The following is a 17122-nucleotide window of genomic DNA, read 5'->3' on the forward strand; positions in this document are numbered from 1 at the left end:
TCTTCTCCTTGATCAGGCCAGCGCAGCGCGGGCGGCTGCGAAGGCGTCGGGGGTATCCAGGTTATGGGTGGCGATGCCCTTGACGCAGCGCTTGTTCAGGCCACTCAGGACCTTGCCGGGGCCGCACTCGACGAGATCGGTCACACCCTGCTCGGACAAGCGCACCATCGACTCGACCCAGCGGACCGGGCTGTAGAGCTGAGCCAGGAGGTCGGCCTTGAGCACATCAAGGTCGGTCACCACCGAGGCGCTGACGTTCTGCACCAGCGCAATCTCGGGTGCCTTCCAGTCCAGCGCCTGGACAAACTCGGCGAAACGCTCTGCAGCAGGCTTCATCAGGGCGCAGTGGGACGGCACGCTCACCGGCAGCGGCATCGCACGCTTGGCACCGCGCGCCTTGCAGGCTTCGATGGCACGCTCGACAGCTGCAGCCGAACCGGCAATCACCACCTGGCCCGGTGCGTTGAAATTCACCGCACTGACCACGTCACCCTTTGCAGCCTCGGCACAGGCTGCCAGTACATCGGCATCCTCGAGACCCAGGATGGCCGCCATGCCGCCCTGTCCAGCCGGGACGGCCTGCTGCATCAACTGCCCACGGCGCTCGACGAGCTTCACGGCGTCAGCGAACTGCAGGCTGCCTGCGGCTACCAGAGCGGAGTATTCGCCCAGGCTGTGACCAGCTACATAGGCGGGACGTGCGCCGCCTTCCTGCAGCCACAGGCGCCACAAGGCGATGGATGCGGTCAGGATCGCCGGCTGGGTCTTGTCGGTCTGGTTGAGGCTTTCCTCGGGACCTTGCTGGGTCAGGGCCCACAGGTCGTAACCGAGTGCTTCGGAGGCTTCGCCGAAGGTCTCTGCGACCAGGCGGCTCGAAGCGCCATGCTCAGCCAGCATGCCAAGGGACTGAGAGCCCTGGCCGGGGAAAACGAATGCGAGGGATGCGGACATTGGAACGGTTCCCGTGTTTGCCTTGTTCGATTCGCACACCTGGCGGCGCCAGGCGCAACGGACTGACAGTTGGATGACAACCCTCGGCCAGCGGTCACATCCTAGAGCAACAGATCCTCGAGCCGCCCATGGAGTCGCTGCGGCAGATTCTCCCGCACCTCGATGACGGCACGACGAATCGCACTCTGGAAACCATCCGCGCCAGCGGAGCCGTGGCTCTTCACCACGATCCCCTGCAGCCCGAGAAAGCTCGCGCCATTGTGGCGGGACGGAGCCAGGTCGCCCTTGAGACGACTCAACAGCGGCAGCGCCAGCGCACCAACAAGACGGGAGCCAAGATTCTCGGTGAACAGGGACTCGATGCGCGCGGCAATCATCGCCACCAGCCCCTCGCTGGACTTGAGCAGGATGTTGCCGACGAAGCCATCGCAGACCACCACATCCGCCTCACCGCGATACAGCGCATCGCCCTCGATGTAGCCGATGTAGTTCAACCCATTGGCCTGCTGAAGCAGGCTGGCCGCGAGCTTGACCTGCTGGTTGCCCTTGATGTCCTCCGTGCCGACGTTCAGCAACGCCACACGAGGGCTGCGCAACCCGAGCGCCTCAGCCGCAACGCTGCCCATCACCGCAAACTGATAGAGATGCTCGGCACTGCAATCCACGTTGGCGCCCAGGTCCAGCAGGTGGCAATGGCCGCGCGCCGTGGGGATCGCAGTCACCATGGCAGGTCGATCGATTCCCGGCAGGGTCTTGAGCACATAGCGGGAAAGCGCCATCAACGCACCGGTATTGCCGGCGCTCACGCAGGCATGGGCACGCCCGGCACGGACGAGGTCCAGAGCGACACGCATGGAGGAGTCGGGCTTGCTGCGCAGCGCCTGCGAGGGGCGCTCGTCCATCGCCACCACTTCGGCAGCATGCTCAACGGACAGGCGTCGACGATCAACTCCGCTTTCGCGGGCGATGAGCTCTTCAAGGACAGGGGCTTGGCCGACAAGGACCAGATGTAAAGAGGGGAACTCAGCCAGGCAGGCAATGCTGGCCGGAACAATGCAACGGGGACCGAAGTCCCCGCCCATTGCGTCAATCGCTATAACAGAGACGGACAAGGATTACTCGTTCGAGCCCTTGTCGATCACTTTGCGACCACGGTAGAAGCCGTCCGGGGAGACGTGGTGGCGCAGGTGAACTTCACCGGTGCTCTTCTCGATGGACAGGGCATTGGCCTCGAGGGCGTCGTGGGAGCGACGCATGTCACGGGCAGAGCGGGATTTTTTGTTCTGCTGAACAGCCATAATCAATTAACTCCTAAACGTTTGGGTCACGCTTTAACTGCGCCAGTACGCTGAACGGGTTGGACCGCGGAACCTCGTCCTCGCTCGGTTCGGGCTCATCAAGCCCCGCCGGCTGCTGGCATTCCTCAGGGTCATGGGCCGGAACAATGGGCAAGGCCAGCAGAAGCTCGTCCTCGACCAGAGTCAGAAGATCCAGCGGATCCTCACCCACTTCCAGCACGTCATAGCCCTTGGGCAGTGACTGGCTGTCCGCACCCTCCTTCACCACGGCGTACGTACACTCGCTGTGGATCGGCAGCGCGACCAGCTCCAGGCAACGCTGACATACCATCTTGACCTCGACGTCGAGCTCGCTGTGGATCACCACAGTGCGCTGCTCGTCGCGCTCGAACGAAAGCCTGACGGTGACGCGACCTGCGTCATCGGAGAGGGGATCGCACAAACGCTCGAGACTGGCGAGAGGCAGCTCACCCTGGAGGGTGGCGCTGCGATCAGCCATCTTGCGCGGATCGACGTGAGTTGGAATCGGCCCATTCAACATAGGCGCGGTATTCTAGGGATGCCCCCCTGCCCTGTCAAAACAAATTCCGACCTGTCCGCCGCACGGCACGCCCGATAGAATCGCGGCATTTTTTCGCGGAGTCGATCATGACCAATCTGGTGCTCGCATCCAGCTCACCCTACCGGCGCGCCCTGCTGGAGCGCCTGGGCCTTCCCTTCACCTGGAGCGCGCCCGCCATCGATGAAACACGCCACCCGGGAGAAGGCGCCGAGCAACTGGTGCGTCGCCTTGCCGAACAGAAAGCCCGTGCCCTGGCGCACATCCATGACCAGCACCTGATCATCGGCTCCGACCAGGTTGCCGTGCTTGGCCAGCAGGTCCTGGGCAAGTCCGGCGACTTCACCCGCGCCAAGCAGCAACTCATGGCCGCAAGCGGCGCCAGCGTAAGCTTCCTGACCGGCCTCGCCCTGCTCAATACGCGAACCGGTAGCTGCCAGGTGGATTGCATCCCCTTCACCGTGCACTTCCGCAAACTGGACGAAGCCACCATCGAGCGATACCTGCAGGCAGAGCAGCCCTACGACTGCGCTGGCAGCTTCAAAGCGGAAGGGCTTGGCGTCGCGCTGTTCCGCACCACAGAGGGAGAGGACGCCACCAGCCTGGTTGGCCTGCCATTGATCCGCCTGGTGGACATGCTGCTCGCCGAAGGCCGACAGGTCCCCTGAGACGAAAAAGCCCGGCACAAGCCGGGCTTTTCTGGCAACTACCTGCGAGGTTCAGCGCAGCGAAGACCCCTGGAACCCCATCCACATCGCCAACTGCTCAGCCATGCTCGCACCCAGGCGCTTGGCAAAGCGATCAAACGGCGTGTCCTGCTTCGTGTAGTCGACGATTTCCTTGGCGCCGATGACCTCGCGCGCCACGTAGCTGGTGCTACCGAGCTTATCCACCAGACCCAGCTCAAGAGCCTGCTCACCGGACCAGACCAGGCCGCTGAAGAGCTCGGGATGCCCATCGACCTTCAGCCGATCACCTCGCCCCTTCTTCACGCTCTCGATGAACTGGCGATGAGTGGTATCCAGCACACCCTGCCAGAAGCGAGTCTCGTCGTCCTTCTGAGGCTGGAACGGATCAAGGAACGCCTTGTGCTCGCCCGAGGTATAGACACGACGCTCGACACCCAGCTTACCCATCAGGTCGACGAAGCCGAAGCTGGCCGCCGTGACACCAATGGACCCCACCAGGCTTGCCTTGTCCGCGTAGATCTCGTCCGCTGCACTGGCAATGTAGTAGGCACCAGATGCCCCAAGATCAGTGATCACCGCATAGACCTTGGTATCGGGATGCTCACCCCGCAGCCGCCGGATCTCGTCATAGATGTAGCCCGACTGGACGGGACTGCCGCCCGGGCTGTTGATGCGCAGAACAACCCCCTTGGTTTTCGGATCCTCGAAGGCCGCCCTGAGACTGCTCACGATGTTGTCGGCACTCGCAGCCTCGTTATCCGCAATCATGCCGCGAACCTCGACCAGTGCCGTATGGGTCTCACCACGCGCCGCCGTCTTCTGCAGATCGAACAACGGCGAAAACATCAGCAGCGCGCCGAACAGATAAAGGAAGGTCAGGAGCTTGAAGAAAATACCCCAGCGCCGAGCTCGCCGCTGTTCCTGAACGCCCGCCAGGACAGCCTTCTCAAGCAGCCTCCAACTCTTGTCATCACCACCAGCGGGTGCCGATGCGTTCCATTCATCAGACATGCAATTCCACCTTGTTCACCGGATTGTTCGCGCCACCAGCCAACCAATGGCGCAGCTCATCAAAATGCTCGATTGTCAGCGTCGGCGACTCCAGCCGCAGGACATCCAGCGACTGCGCGCCATAACCGACCGCCACGCAGTCCATTGCCGCATTGCGTGCCATGCGCAGATCAAAGGGCGAGTCCCCCACCATCAGCGACGCACCGGCATTGACACCGCAATGCGCCATGATCTGGCGCAGCATCAAGGGATCAGGCTTGCTCGCCGTTTCGTCAGCGCAGCGAGTGATATCGAAGTAGCACTCCCAACCACGCCCCGCCAGGACACGATCAAGCCCGCGCCGCGTCTTGCCCGTTGCCACCGCCAGGCGATAACCAGCCTCGCGAAACGACTCCAGCGCATCTTCCACGCCCGCAAAGAGCGGCGACGGGGCCGTCTCCAGATGACTGTAGTGCGACGCATAGACCTCTCGGTAGCGAGCGATCTGCTGCGGATCGGCCAGATCCGGGTAAAGCACTGCAATCGCCTCGGGCAAGCCGAGACCGATGATGCCCTTGAGCGCCGAATCGTCCAATTGCGGCAGACCGCAAGCCTCAGCCGCCACCCGAAGGGACTCGACGATGCGCGAAATGGAGTCCACCAGGGTGCCATCCCAATCGAAGATCAGCAGCTGATAGTCAGGCACCCAACCGCTCCAGGGTCTGCGACCACATTTCATCCACTGGCGCCTCAAGACTCAGGGGCGTGCCATCGGGCAAAACCAGGGAGAGCGCATAGGCATGCAGGAACAGGCGTTTGCCGCCCAACTCGCGGATTTCCCGAGAAAAATCTTCATCGCCGTACTTGGGATCACCCGCAATGGCATGGCCGGCATGCCGGGTATGGACCCGGATCTGATGGGTACGGCCGGTAATAGGGCTCGCCTCGATCAAAGTGGCGAACTCACCAAAACGCCGCAGCACGCGGAACTCGGTCAGAGCATCCTTCCCCTCTTCATCCACCTCCACCATCCGCTCGCCGGAGCGCAGGGTGTTCTTCAGCAGCGGCGCGCTGACCTTCTTCTTCGAAGTCGGCCAATTGCCACGCACCAGCGCCATGTAGCGCTTGTCCACGCCATCGCCGCGCAGCGCCTCATGGAGGTGGCGCAGCATGCTGCGCTTCTTCGCGATCATCAGCAGGCCCGAGGTGTCGCGATCCAGCCGGTGCACCAACTCCAGCTCCTTGGCGTCCGGCCGCAACTGGCGGAATGCCTCGATCACACCGAAGCTGAGCCCGCTGCCACCATGCACGGCGATGCCGGCCGGCTTGTTCAGGACAATCAGCCCTTTGTCTTCATAAACGATGGCGGCCTCGAGGCGCTCCAGCAGCCCCTGGGCAAGCGGTACCTGCTCATCCCGCTCCGCGAGACGCAGCGGCGGCACCCGAACTACATCGCCAGCCTGAAGCTTGTACTCAGGCTTGATGCGCCCCTTGTTCACCCGCACTTCGCCCTTGCGCAAGATGCGGTAGATCAAGGTCTTGGGGACGCCTTTCAGCTGGGTCCGGAGGAAATTATCAATACGCTGACCGGCATATTCCGGCGCAACTTCGAGCATTTGCACGCCGGAAGTTGGAGAGGAGGGAGTCGTCATGGCGGCGATCATAACAATTTTTTATGGATTTGAAGCACTTAATGATTGCTGCTATAGTCGCGAACGCCGCCAAAAGCGGCCGTGCCCCGGATGCTCGCCAAAACTGCCATCCCAGCCACGTGCAACCCATTCAGGACGTCAGGCCGTCCGTCAGAATCTTCGCTCCAGAACAGCGATCATTCGGAGAAAAAAGCCTTGAGCCATGACGCGTGACCACCCTAGGGCGGTCGCGGTAAATGCAACCCGCTACGGATTCTGCGAGCGGCACCCGATTTTCAAGGGACAAGTGTAGGGTGGAGATGCACAACCGTCGGACTGCGTAGCAGCGCTTCAACCAAGACGTTTTATTCCGTCCGCTGCCGATGGCTGATTCCTCCTCCTGATAAACGTTGCTTCTGTTACGACAACAGCAGCGGGAGACGTCGTCGCGACTCCGGCCAGATGGCCTGATGTCGCTGGACACGGGAGCATTAACCAGCTCCTGACACGCACCTGACACCGACCGCGAGAGTCGTGTGTGCCGGTCGCCGTTTCCGGTAGCCCCGGAAACCGACGGTACTACATGAAAAGAATGCTGATTAACGCAACTCAGCCCGAAGAGTTGCGTGTTGCCCTGGTCGACGGCCAACGCCTGTATGACCTGGACATCGAGTCGGGCGCCCGCGAACAGAAAAAGGCCAACATTTATAAAGGCCGCATCACCCGCATCGAACCCAGCCTCGAAGCCGCATTCGTCGACTTCGGTGCCGAACGTCACGGCTTCCTGCCGCTGAAAGAAATCTCCCGCGAATACTTCAAGAAGTCCCCCGAGGGCCGCGTCAACATCAAGGACGTGCTCAACGAAGGCCAGGAAGTCATCGTCCAGGTCGAGAAGGAAGAGCGCGGCAACAAGGGCGCAGCCCTCACCACCTTCATCAGCCTCGCCGGCCGCTACCTGGTGCTGATGCCGAACAACCCCCGCGCCGGCGGCATCTCCCGTCGCATCGAAGGCGAAGAGCGCAACGAACTGCGCGAAGCCCTGAACGGCCTGAACGCACCGGCCGACATGGGCCTGATCGTGCGTACCGCCGGCCTCGGCCGCTCCAGCGAGGAGCTGCAGTGGGACCTCGACTACCTGCTGCAACTCTGGAGCGCCATCAAGGAAGCCTCCGGTGAGCGTGGTGCCCCCTTCCTGATCTACCAGGAAAGCAACGTCATCATCCGCGCGATCCGCGACTACCTGCGCCAGGACATCGGCGAGGTGCTGATCGACAGCGTCGAAGCCCAGGAAGAAGCCCTCAGCTTCATCCGCCAGGTGATGCCGCAGTACCAGAACAAGATCAAGCTCTACCAGGACAGCGTTCCGCTGTTCAATCGCTTCCAGATCGAGAGCCAGATCGAAACCGCCTTCCAGCGCGAAGTGAAGCTGCCCTCCGGCGGCTCCATCGTCATCGATCCGACCGAAGCCCTGGTGTCCATCGACATCAACTCCGCTCGTGCCACCAAAGGCGGTGACATCGAAGAAACCGCCCTGCAGACCAACCTGGAAGCGGCCGAGGAAATCGCCCGCCAGCTGCGCCTGCGCGACATCGGCGGCCTGATCGTCATCGACTTCATCGACATGACCCCGGCCAAGAACCAGCGCGCCGTGGAAGAAAAGGTCCGCGAAGCCCTGGAAGCCGACCGCGCCCGCGTACAGGTCGGCCGCATCTCCCGCTTCGGCCTGCTGGAAATGTCCCGCCAGCGCCTGCGTCCGTCCCTGGGCGAGACCAGCGGCATCGTCTGCCCCCGTTGCAACGGCCAGGGCATCATCCGTGACGTCGAGTCCCTGTCCCTGGCCATCCTCCGCCTGATCGAGGAAGAGGCCCTCAAGGACCGCACCGCCGAAGTCCGCGCCCAGGTCCCGATCCCGGTCGCCGCCTTCCTGCTCAACGAGAAGCGCAACAGCATCACCAAGATCGAGCTGCGCACCCGCGCACGCATCGTGATCCTGCCGAACGACCACCTGGAAACCCCGCACTTCGAAGTCCAGCGCCTGCGCGACGACAACCCGGAAGTCCTCACTGGCCTGTCCAGCTACGAGATGACCCCTACCGAAGTCGAGGAGCACCACCCGGCCGCTTCCACCCGCACCCTGGTTCGCCAGGAAGCCGCCGTGAAGACCGTCGCCCCCGAGCGTCCGGCTCCCGCCCCGACCGCACCGGCCCCGATGGCACCGCCTACCGCCGCCGTTGCAGCCGCCGAACCGAGCCTGTTCAAGGGCCTGGTGAAGTCGCTGGTCAGCCTGTTCGCCGGCAAGGACGAGCCGAGCCCCGCGCCCGAGAAGGCCGCCGCCAGCGAGCGCCCCGCCCGTACCGGTGAGGAGCGTCGTAACGGCCGTCAGCAGAACCGCCGCCGCGAAGGCCGTGAAGGCCGTCGTGACGACGAGCGCAAGCCTCGCGAAGAGCGCCAGCCGCGTGAAGAACGTCAGGCTCGCGAAGACCGTCAACCGCGTGAAGAGCGCCAGCCCCGCGAAGGCCGTGAGCCGCGCGAAGAGCGCCAACCTCGTGCAGAGCGCGCCCCGCGCGAAGAGCGCCAGCCCCGTGAGGAGCGTCAGCCTCGCGAAGAGCGCCAACCGCGTGAAGAACGCCAGGCCCGTGAGGAACGCCAACCCCGCGAAGAGCGTCAGCCCCGTGAGGAGCGCCAGCCCCGCGAAGCCCGTGAGCCGCGTGAAGGCCAGGAGAACCGCCGCGAGCGTGGTGAGCGTCCGCCCCGTGAAGAGCGCCAACCGCGCCCCGAGCAGGCTGGCGCCGCCCCGAGCGAAGAAGAACTGCTGAACGACAGCGAAGAGCTGCTGGACGACGGCCAGGAAGGCGCGGACGGCGAACGCCCCCGTCGTCGCTCCCGTGGCCAACGCCGCCGCAGCAACCGCCGCGAGCGTCAGCGTGAAGTGAATGGCGACGAGTCGCTGGATGGTAATGAAGAAGCAGAAGGCGATGCCGAGCAGGCCAACGAGCCCTCCGAAGCCGCCGTGGTTGCAGCGGTCGCCGCCGGCTCCGTGATCGCCGTCGAAGCCGCCAGCCAAGCAGCAGAGGCAGCCGAGGTCGAGCCGCAAGCGAACGCCGTCAGCGAAACCACCGAGCAGCAGGCCAGCCTGGAGCTGATCCAGCCGCAAGACGCGCCGCAAGCGAACGAACCGGCCACTGCCGAGACCGAGCAGAGCGAAAGCGCCGAAGTGGCCAGCGAGCCTCAGGCCCAGCCGGTTGAAGTCGCCGAAGCTGCCGAGCCGGCTGCTGCCGTCGAGCCCCAGACCGAAGCCGCCGAGCCTCAGCCGGAACCCGTCGCAGAGGTTGTCGCCGAGCCCGCTCCGAGCGTCGAAGCTGCCCCCGCTGCCAGCGTGAGCAGCACCGGCCGCGCGCCCAACGATCCTCGCGAGGTTCGTCGTCGCCAGCAGGAGGCCGAGCGCCTGGCTCGTGAAGCCGCTGCCGCCGCTGCCGCCGCCCCGGTCGAAGCCGAGGCTGCACCTGCGGTGGTCGAGGAGCCGGTCGTGGCCGAAGCCCCTGCCGAGGCACAAGCTCAGCCGACCGAAGAGGCCGCACCGGCCGCCGAAGCTGAAGCCGTCCAGGCCGAGGCCCAGGCAGAAGAAGCCGCAACCGTCGAAGCCGAGCAACCTGCTGCAGAACAGCAGGCCAGCGAGGAAGAGAAGGACAAGCCGACCGTCTGAGGCCTGCTTGCTCCATGAAAAAGGGACGCCAATGGCGTCCCTTTTTTATGCCTCGTTCACAGCACTGAGCCCTCTCAGACTGGGCAGCTCGTTAACCGCCCTCCCCCTTCGCCGCTGCGAACAGCTTCAGGCCGGCTCCAGCAGCACCTGCCTCACCGCTTCCGGCTGCGCCACCCCAGGCTCCAACAAGGCCTCCATGCGCTCACGGGTCAGTTCCATGAGCATCCCGAGACGTGCCACGTCGTACTGGCTGGCATCGATCGACTCACCCACATGCACGGAAACCGGCAGCCCCAGGTTGAAACGCCAGGAGCGCGCAGGCAGCACCCGATGAATGCCACGAATGGCCACCGGCACGATCACCGCATCGGTATCCAGGGCCAGGTGGAAGCAGCCCTTCTTGAATGGCTGCAACCGGCCATCCGGGGAACGCGTTCCCTCCGGCGCGGCCCACAGCACAATGCCGCTTTCCATCATGGCGCGCGCCTTGGCCAGGTCCTCCAGCGCCTGTCGCCGGTTGTGCCGGTCAATGAACGGGAATTCCGCCGCCTTCATCGCCGCGCCCAGGAAAGGCACGCGGGAGAGTTCCTGCTTGGCCAGCATGCGGATGGAGCCCGGCAGCGCCACGAAAGAGGCCGGGATGTCGTAGTGGCTGGAGTGATTGCAGAGGATCAGGTAGCGCCGGCCATCATTGAAATCCGGCCACTGCCCATGGACCGACAGGCGAACCCGCACCAGGCGCAGCAGCCCGCGTGACCAGGCCCGCGTGAAGCCGTCCACACGCTGGCGGTCCAGGCGCCGCCAGAGCGCCAGCCACAGGACAAGGCAGCAGAAATACAGCGTCCAGAGCACCGAACCAACCACCACGCCGACGCGACGTGCCAGGGTGGCGCTCTGGGCGAATGAATGCAGGTTTGGCATCGTGGCCCTCCCATCTCGTGTTCATCCGCGCGACGCAACGCGCGATCGTTCCTTATGATGCGCATCGTCATCGATTCGACACAGGAGACCGTCATGCCCCTCGCGCAACTGATCCGCCCTGATGAACTGGCGCCTCGACTGGGAGAGCCTGGCCTGGTGATCCTCGATTGCCGCTTCGCCCTGGATGATCCGTCCTACGGCCAGCGCAGCCATGCCGAAGGGCATATCCCGGGCGCCCATTTCGCCGACCTCGAGCGTGACCTCTCCGCCCCCGTGCAACCGGGCATCACCGGACGCCACCCGCTGCCGGAGGCGGATCGACTGGTCGCCGCCCTGCGCCGCTGGGGCGTGGATAACGCCAGCACCATCGTGCTGTATGACGATGGCCCCGGTGCCTTCGCCGCCCGCGCCTGGTGGCTGCTCGCCTGGCTGGGCAAGCGCGATGGCGTCTACCTGCTCGACGGCGGCCTGAAGGCCTGGCGCGAAGCCGGCCTGCCCCTGGATGCGGAGCAGCCCACCGAGCGCGCCGGCAGTTTCACCGGCACCCCCGACTCCAGCCTGGTGCTGGATGCCCGTCAGCTCCAGGCCCGCCTCGACTCCCACGCACTCACCCTGCTGGACGCCCGCGCCCTGCCGCGCTTCAAGGGCGAGGTGGAGCCCATCGACCCCGTCGCCGGGCACATCCCCGGCGCCCAGTGCGCCGCCTTTACCGACAACCTCGGCGCCGACGGCCGCTTCCTGCCCGCCCAGGCCCTGCGCCAGCGCTTCCAGGCCTTCCTCGCCGACCGCCCTGCAGACAGCCTCGTGGCCTACTGCGGCTCCGGCGTCACCGCCTGCCACAACCTGTTCGCCCTGAGCCTTGCCGGCTACCCGCTCGCACCGCTCTACGCAGGCTCCTGGAGCGAATGGATAACCGACCCCAGTCGCCCCGTGGCCACGGGCCTGTGATCCCGGCCGCCCGTCATACCGGGCGGCCTACTCCGCAATCTGTTAATGACTGCCTGGCATATGGCGCCTGGCGCAAGACGCCAAACAGTTTAAAAACAGGCCTTTACAGCACCTTTATCCCACTACACTTCAAATCGAGCGGCTAACCCCGCTCCCGGCGGGGTCCTTTCCCAGAACGAGAAGCTGCCACACGCCCCCGACCCCGCCGGCACCTTCCGCGAGGGCATCATGGGCATAGCCGCACACGATCTCTGCCAACACGTCATCCGCCCCACACTGGCCTACCTGCAACGCCCCTCTCCCACGGCCGAAGTGCTCCTGCTCGGCGCCGCCGCGTGCCAGTCCGACCTTGGCACGGCCCTGGGGGATCGCGCCGGCTACGGCCTCTACCACATCAGCGAAGCCCACCACCGCCAACTCTGGGACCAGCACCTGGCCCGCGATCCAGACCTGGCCAGCCTGGTGCGGGGCCTAGCCAGCCAGCACGCCTTCCTGGGCGCTCCCCACCTGGAGCTCGCGGTGAACCTGCGCTACGCCACCGCCATCGCCTGGCTGCTGGTGGAAAGCGAAGTCCTCGTGATGCCATCGGCGGATGACTGGCCGGGCATGGCGGATGTCTGGCGGCGCGTATTCAACCCGCAGGGAAATCCCAGCGACTACCTCGCCGCCTGGAATCGCTGCGTAGGACTTCCTCAACAGGCTGCCTAGGATAAATCGATCACTGACCAATCAGTCAGGAACGAGCGTCCAAGGCTTTTTGCACGAAGCGTGAAATTAGCGGCAATTTGCCACACGAAAGCCTCTAGAACGCCGATTTAGCGGGAACTCAACGTGGCTGGAAAGGGTCTGGAAATCCTGCTAGTTTCCGCCCCCTGCCTTACCAGACCCAGGAGTCAACCGTGATCACAAGAATCATAAAGACCAGCCTCGCTCTCGCTGTTGCCGGCGCATCCACCTACAGCCTCGCCGGCGGTTTCGCCATCAACGAACAGAGCGTGAGCGGCATGGGTACTGCCTTCGCCGGCCGTTCTTCCTCGGCCGACGATGCCTCCACCGTCTTCGGCAACCCCGCCGGCATGTCGCGCCTCAAGCGCGAACAGGTCAGCGGCGGTGTCGCCCTGCTGGACGCCAAGACCGACATCGACCATGGCCGCGGCTCCGTATCGGGCAGCAATGACGGCGACATGGTCCCGTTCATCGGCGTGCCCATGGGCTACTACGTCAAACCCATCGACGACAAATGGACCTTCGGCCTCGGCATGTACGTGCCCTTCGGCCTGGTGACCGACTATGAGAACGGCTTCCAGGGCCGCTACTACGGCACCCGCAGCGAAGTTCGCGTGATCACCCTGCAGCCCACCGTCAGCTACAAGATCAACGACCAGCTCTCCGTCGGCTTCGGCCCCACCATCAACCGCATTGACGGCGAGCTGACCTCTGCCACGCTCAATCCATCTAGCCCAGGTAGCAACGATGGCAAGGTCAAGATCAAGGGTGACGACACTGCCTTGGGCTACAACGTAGGCGTGCTGTTCGAAGCCACCCCCAGCACTCGCCTCGGCCTGACCTACCACTCGATGGTCGACTTCAAGCTGGAAGGTGATACCCAGATTTCCGGAACCGGCTTTGGCCCCTTTGCCGGCAGCAAGTACGACGCCTCGCTGAAACTGAAAACCCCCGAGTCGGTCGACTTCTCCGTCACCCACGACCTGAATGCCGACTGGACCCTCTATGCCGGCACCACCTGGACCCGGTGGAGTCGCCTGAAAGACATCACGGTCAACAACAAGGGGGTTCCGGCGCCGCTGGCAGGTCGTATCGGCACCATCACCGAAGAACAGAACTGGCGCGACACCTGGTCCTACGCCGTCGGCGCAGCCTACAAACTGAACCGCGAGTGGACCCTGCGTGCCGGCCTGGCCTACGACCAGAGCCCGACCCGCAACGAGTACCGCTCCCCGCGCATTCCCACCGATGACCGCAAGATCCTCAGCCTCGGTGCCGCCTGGAGCCCCAACGACGACTGGACCGTGGACCTCGCCTACTCCTACCTGAAGGAAGACGACGCCACCATCAACCAGAGCAGCAGCACCAAGGGCAGCTACTCCTCCACCTACAAGAACAGCGCCCACGGCCTGGGCGCCCAGGTCACCTACCGCTTCTGAGCTGAACCCCGGCGGCCGTCGCCGCCGGGGTACACCCCAAAACGAAAACGCCGCGGTCCCCTCTCGGGTATCGCGGCGTTTTCATGTGCGCCCGGGGTGACGCATCACCCCGGGCAGCAGCCACCGTCAGGACTTCGGCGGCTCTTCGCGGTTCAGATCCATCACCGTCGCAGCAGGTTCGACCGGCTTGCTCGGCTGCACCACCGGTGCCACCTCCGGCTGGACCGGATCGGCCGCCTGCGGAGCTTCCTTCTTCTTGCCGCGGACACGGGCAATGACCCAGCCACCGATGGCGATCGGCACCCAGAAGAACTTCTTCAGCAGCACCAGCAGAATGGCCAGCAGGCCGGTCTTGGCGGCGACCTTGCCAGCGATCAGCGCGCCCAGACCGTAGGCCGCAACCTTGTCCAGGTCCGGGTTGAAGTCGGCGTAGCGGTTGCCCGGGTTGAACTCGGTCATCGCCAGCACCGCCGGCAGGTTCTGCTCGATGGTCGGCAACTGGTCCATGTTGGCGATGAAGTTCAGCACCAGCACGCCCTTACGGCCCAGCACGCGGATGTTGTAGTTCAGGGTGTGGGTTTCGGAATCGCCGAACTTCAGCTCCTTGGCCCAGTGCAGCTTGCGGCCATTGGCGTCATAGCGCGGCTGGGAGGCCCAGCCGATCAGCTGCACCGGCTCGTAGCCGTTCTCGGCGCGCCATTTGTTGTCTTCCTTGGTGTCGTCCTTCATGCCCTGCAGCATCTCGTTGTAGTCGATGTCGCTGGCATCCTCGTCGGACACGTAGCCGCTCTCCTCGTACTCGATGGTCACGGCCCAGGACTCATCGGCCAGCGGAGAAATGCCCTTGGGCAGGATCATGCCCAGCGGTTCCTCGGCATCCGGCGGGTTGCCCCAGGCCTCCACCAGCACGCGCTCGGCGTCCTTGCCGTCCAGGTAGACGAACTGCTCCGGTACATCCAGGGTGGCCAGGTTGTCACCGATCACCACCTTGCCCTGCTTGAAGTTCAGGCTGTTGAGGAACTCTTCCTCGCTGATGCCCTGCTCTTCGTCGGCCGAGACGTCCTCGTCCGTGGCCTGTTCGGCCTGGGCAGCGTTCTCTTCAACGGGGGCAGCAGGCTTGGCGGCAAAGGCGGTGGGAATGGCGGCGGCCAGCAGTCCGGCCAGGATCAGGTCCTTGATCGACATGGGTGTCTCCAGGAGAGGGGGTGAAAAACAGGCCGCGAACCCTATCACAGGAACGCCACGCAAACCGGAACCAGCCGAAAGATTCTGAAACACACTCTCGACTGATCAGCCTTTTCGCCCCCTCGCCGGGTCAGGGCTTGCTGTCCAGCGCCTGGCGGATCGCCTTCTGCAGGTCCTCGTCATCCGGGCTGGTGAGGCTGGAGAAATGCGCCACCACCTTGCCCTGGCGATCCACCACGTACTTGTAGAAGTTCCAGCGTGGCGCCTGCCCGGACTGCTCGATCAGCTCGCGGTAGAGCGGCGTCGCCTCGTCACCGGTCACGTGCTGCGGCTCGGTCATGGTGAAGGTCACGCCGTAGTTCACGTAGCAGACCTTCGCGGTCTCCTCCGTATTGGCCGCCTCCTGCTTGAAGTCATCCGAAGGCACGCCCAGCACCTCGAAGCCCTCGGCCTTGTAGCGCTGGTACAGCGCTTCCAGCCCCTTGAATTGCGGGGTGAAACCGCAGTGGCTGGCGGTGTTGACGATCAGCAGCGGCTTGCCGGCGAAGCGCTCGCACAGGTCCACCGTCGCCTTGGCCCGCAACTGCGGCAGGCTGTGCTGCAACAGCGGTGGGCACTCCGCTGCTACGACGGGCAGGGCGAACAGAGCGAGCAGGGGCACGGCGAACAGGCGTTTCATGGCAGGCATCCTCGGGCACGCGGCGGGTCAAGCGGTGGAGCAAGGCTAGCGCCGGGCCCGCCGGCCGGCAATCAGCACAGGCTCATGTTCAGTTGCAGCAGCGCCAGGCCACCCCGCTGCCACCCCCACCAGGCCAGCGCGGTCAGGCCCAGCACCAGGGCCGCCACGGCGACCAGCGCCAGGCGCGCCCTCACACCGCCACCTGCAGGCGCGCCACCGGCTGCTCGCGGATCGGCCAGTTCAGCGCGGCCGCCATCAGGCTGAGCAGGATGGAGATCTGCCACACCACCTCGTAGCTGCCGGTGTGGTCGTACAGGTAGCCGCCCAGCCAGCCACCGAGGAAGGCCCCGAGCTGGTGGAAGAGGAACACGATGCCGCCCAGCATCGACAGGTTGCGCACCCCGAACAGGGTCGCCACCGTGCCGTTGGTCAGCGGCACCGTCGACAGCCACAACAGCCCCATCACCATGCCGAAGGCGTAGGCGCTCCACACCGACAGCGGCATATAGAGGAAGGCCAGGATCACCACTGCCCGCAGCAGGTACAGCACGGTCAGCAGCCGCGGCTTGGCCAGGCGCCCGCCCAGCCAGCCGGCGATGTAGGTGCCGAACACATTGAACAACCCCACCAGCGCCAGCACCGTAGTGCCCACGGTCGCCGGCAGGTGCTGGTCCACCAGGTAGGCCGGCAGATGAACGCCGATGAACACCACCTGGAACCCGCAGACGAAGAAGCCCAGCGACAACAGCCAGAACCCCCGGTGCGCCGCCGCCTCGCGCAGCGCCTCGGCCAGGCTCTGCTCCGGCCCCTTGCTGGGCAACGGACGGTCCTTGAGCATCCCCGCCAGCGGCACGATCAACGCCACCAGCAGCCCCAGCGCCAGCAGCGCCGACGACCAGCCCAGCCAACTGATCAACCCCTGGGAGCCCGGCAGCATGGCGAACTGGCCGAACGAACCGGCTGCCGCCGCAATGCCCATGGCCATGCTGCGCTGCTCCATCGGCACCGCCCGCCCGACCACCCCGAGGATCACCGAGAACGACGTCCCCGACAGCCCGATGCCGATCAGCAGCCCCGCACTGGCCGAGAGCTGCAGCGGCGTATGGGACAGGCTCATCAGCACCAGCCCCAGCGCATAGAGCACACCACCCACCACCACAGCCCGCGTCGCACCGAAGCGATCGGCCAGGGCCCCGGTGAAGGGTTGCGACAGCCCCCAGATCAGGTTCTGCAGCGCAATGGCAAAGGCAAACACCTCCCGCCCCCAGCCGAACTCCCCGCTCATCGGGGCCAGGAACAGGCCGAAGCCGTGGCGGATGCCCAGCGACAGCGCCAGGATCAGCGACGCCCCCAGCAACACCCAGCCACTCGTGCGCCACATCGAATTCATTGCATGTCCTCTA

17 protein-coding genes are annotated in these 17122 nt (G+C 64.8%); 5 read left to right on the forward strand and 12 right to left on the reverse strand.

Features of this window, described 5'->3' with window-relative positions; all coding sequences use genetic code 11:
* Positions 1 to 12: 12 nt before the first annotated feature.
* From fabD to RTK35_RS15070, 4 genes are all read right to left on the reverse strand, one after another.
* Positions 13 to 951, reverse strand: a complete 939-nt coding sequence (gene fabD, locus RTK35_RS15055) for an ACP S-malonyltransferase (RefSeq protein WP_107329082.1) — start codon at positions 949 to 951, stop codon at positions 13 to 15.
* Between the two features lie 101 nt (positions 952 to 1052).
* Positions 1053 to 2063 (reverse strand): phosphate acyltransferase PlsX, encoded by a 1011-nt coding sequence (gene plsX / locus RTK35_RS15060; protein ID WP_074970096.1) that lies wholly within the window; start codon positions 2061 to 2063, stop codon positions 1053 to 1055.
* A gap of 3 nt (positions 2064 to 2066) precedes the next feature.
* Positions 2067 to 2249: a 50S ribosomal protein L32 gene (gene rpmF / locus RTK35_RS15065; RefSeq protein ID WP_044412415.1), complete on the reverse strand. Its 183-nt coding sequence runs from the start codon at positions 2247 to 2249 to the stop codon at positions 2067 to 2069.
* A gap of 13 nt (positions 2250 to 2262) precedes the next feature.
* The gene (locus RTK35_RS15070; protein WP_044412418.1) at positions 2263 to 2790 is read right to left on the reverse strand and encodes a YceD family protein; all 528 of its coding nucleotides are present in this window, start codon (positions 2788 to 2790) and stop codon (positions 2263 to 2265) included.
* Positions 2791 to 2897: 107 nt separating this feature from the next.
* On the opposite strand from RTK35_RS15070, the gene RTK35_RS15075 reads away from it, so the two are divergent.
* Positions 2898 to 3476 (forward strand): Maf family protein, encoded by a 579-nt coding sequence (locus RTK35_RS15075; RefSeq protein WP_236212770.1) that lies wholly within the window; start codon positions 2898 to 2900, stop codon positions 3474 to 3476.
* Between the two features lie 51 nt (positions 3477 to 3527).
* Here RTK35_RS15075 and sppA read toward each other — a convergent pair whose 3' ends face one another.
* The 3 genes from sppA to rluC are packed head-to-tail and all read right to left on the reverse strand — an operon-like array spanning position 3528 to position 6139.
* Positions 3528 to 4508, reverse strand: a complete 981-nt coding sequence (gene sppA, locus RTK35_RS15080) for a signal peptide peptidase SppA (protein ID WP_208273202.1) — start codon at positions 4506 to 4508, stop codon at positions 3528 to 3530.
* Positions 4501 to 5193: an HAD-IA family hydrolase gene (locus RTK35_RS15085; RefSeq protein ID WP_316908349.1), complete on the reverse strand. Its 693-nt coding sequence runs from the start codon at positions 5191 to 5193 to the stop codon at positions 4501 to 4503. The genes sppA and RTK35_RS15085 overlap by 8 nt, the downstream gene beginning before the upstream one ends.
* Positions 5186 to 6139 (reverse strand): 23S rRNA pseudouridine(955/2504/2580) synthase RluC, encoded by a 954-nt coding sequence (rluC, locus tag RTK35_RS15090; protein ID WP_316908528.1) that lies wholly within the window; start codon positions 6137 to 6139, stop codon positions 5186 to 5188. The genes RTK35_RS15085 and rluC overlap by 8 nt, the downstream gene beginning before the upstream one ends.
* A 562-nt stretch (positions 6140 to 6701) precedes the next feature.
* On the opposite strand from rluC, the gene rne reads away from it, so the two are divergent.
* A complete protein-coding gene (rne, locus tag RTK35_RS15095) occupies positions 6702 to 9821 on the forward strand; it encodes a ribonuclease E (protein ID WP_316908350.1) in 3120 nt (1039 codons plus the stop codon).
* A gap of 126 nt (positions 9822 to 9947) precedes the next feature.
* Here rne and RTK35_RS15100 read toward each other — a convergent pair whose 3' ends face one another.
* Positions 9948 to 10742 carry a lysophospholipid acyltransferase family protein gene (locus RTK35_RS15100; RefSeq protein ID WP_316908351.1) on the reverse strand — a complete coding sequence of 265 codons (795 nt, stop codon included), beginning with the start codon at positions 10740 to 10742 and terminating at the stop codon, positions 9948 to 9950.
* A 93-nt stretch (positions 10743 to 10835) separates the two neighbouring features.
* Here RTK35_RS15100 and RTK35_RS15105 point away from each other — a divergent pair, with 93 nt between their 5' ends.
* From RTK35_RS15105 to RTK35_RS15115, 3 genes are all read left to right on the forward strand, one after another.
* Positions 10836 to 11690: a sulfurtransferase gene (locus RTK35_RS15105; RefSeq protein ID WP_316908352.1), complete on the forward strand. Its 855-nt coding sequence runs from the start codon at positions 10836 to 10838 to the stop codon at positions 11688 to 11690.
* 228 nt (positions 11691 to 11918) lie between these two features.
* The gene (locus RTK35_RS15110; protein WP_044412439.1) at positions 11919 to 12398 is read left to right on the forward strand and encodes a hypothetical protein; all 480 of its coding nucleotides are present in this window, start codon (positions 11919 to 11921) and stop codon (positions 12396 to 12398) included.
* Between the two features lie 191 nt (positions 12399 to 12589).
* On the forward strand, positions 12590 to 13855 hold the full coding sequence (locus RTK35_RS15115) for an OmpP1/FadL family transporter (RefSeq protein ID WP_410478671.1): 1266 nt from the start codon (positions 12590 to 12592) through the stop codon (positions 13853 to 13855).
* A gap of 126 nt (positions 13856 to 13981) precedes the next feature.
* On the opposite strand, the gene RTK35_RS15120 is transcribed toward RTK35_RS15115, so the two are convergent.
* The 4 genes from RTK35_RS15120 to RTK35_RS15135 form a co-directional block, all read right to left on the reverse strand.
* Positions 13982 to 15040 carry a DUF2167 domain-containing protein gene (locus RTK35_RS15120; RefSeq protein WP_282886883.1) on the reverse strand — a complete coding sequence of 353 codons (1059 nt, stop codon included), beginning with the start codon at positions 15038 to 15040 and terminating at the stop codon, positions 13982 to 13984.
* Positions 15041 to 15170: 130 nt separating this feature from the next.
* Positions 15171 to 15719, reverse strand: coding sequence for a glutathione peroxidase (locus RTK35_RS15125; RefSeq protein WP_316908353.1), 549 nt, complete (start codon positions 15717 to 15719; stop codon positions 15171 to 15173).
* A gap of 71 nt (positions 15720 to 15790) precedes the next feature.
* Positions 15791 to 15913, reverse strand: a complete 123-nt coding sequence (locus RTK35_RS15130; protein ID WP_260845423.1) for a hypothetical protein — start codon at positions 15911 to 15913, stop codon at positions 15791 to 15793.
* Complete coding sequence (locus RTK35_RS15135) at positions 15910 to 17100, reverse strand: MFS transporter (protein WP_316908530.1); 1191 nt, start codon at positions 17098 to 17100, stop codon at positions 15910 to 15912. Before RTK35_RS15135 ends, RTK35_RS15130 begins: the two co-directional genes overlap by 4 nt.
* Positions 17101 to 17122 lie beyond the last annotated feature (22 nt).

Origin of the sequence: Pseudomonas sp. zfem003, assembly GCF_032621675.1 — a bacterium.
Classification (GTDB): Bacteria; Pseudomonadota; Gammaproteobacteria; order Pseudomonadales; family Pseudomonadaceae; genus Metapseudomonas; species Metapseudomonas otitidis.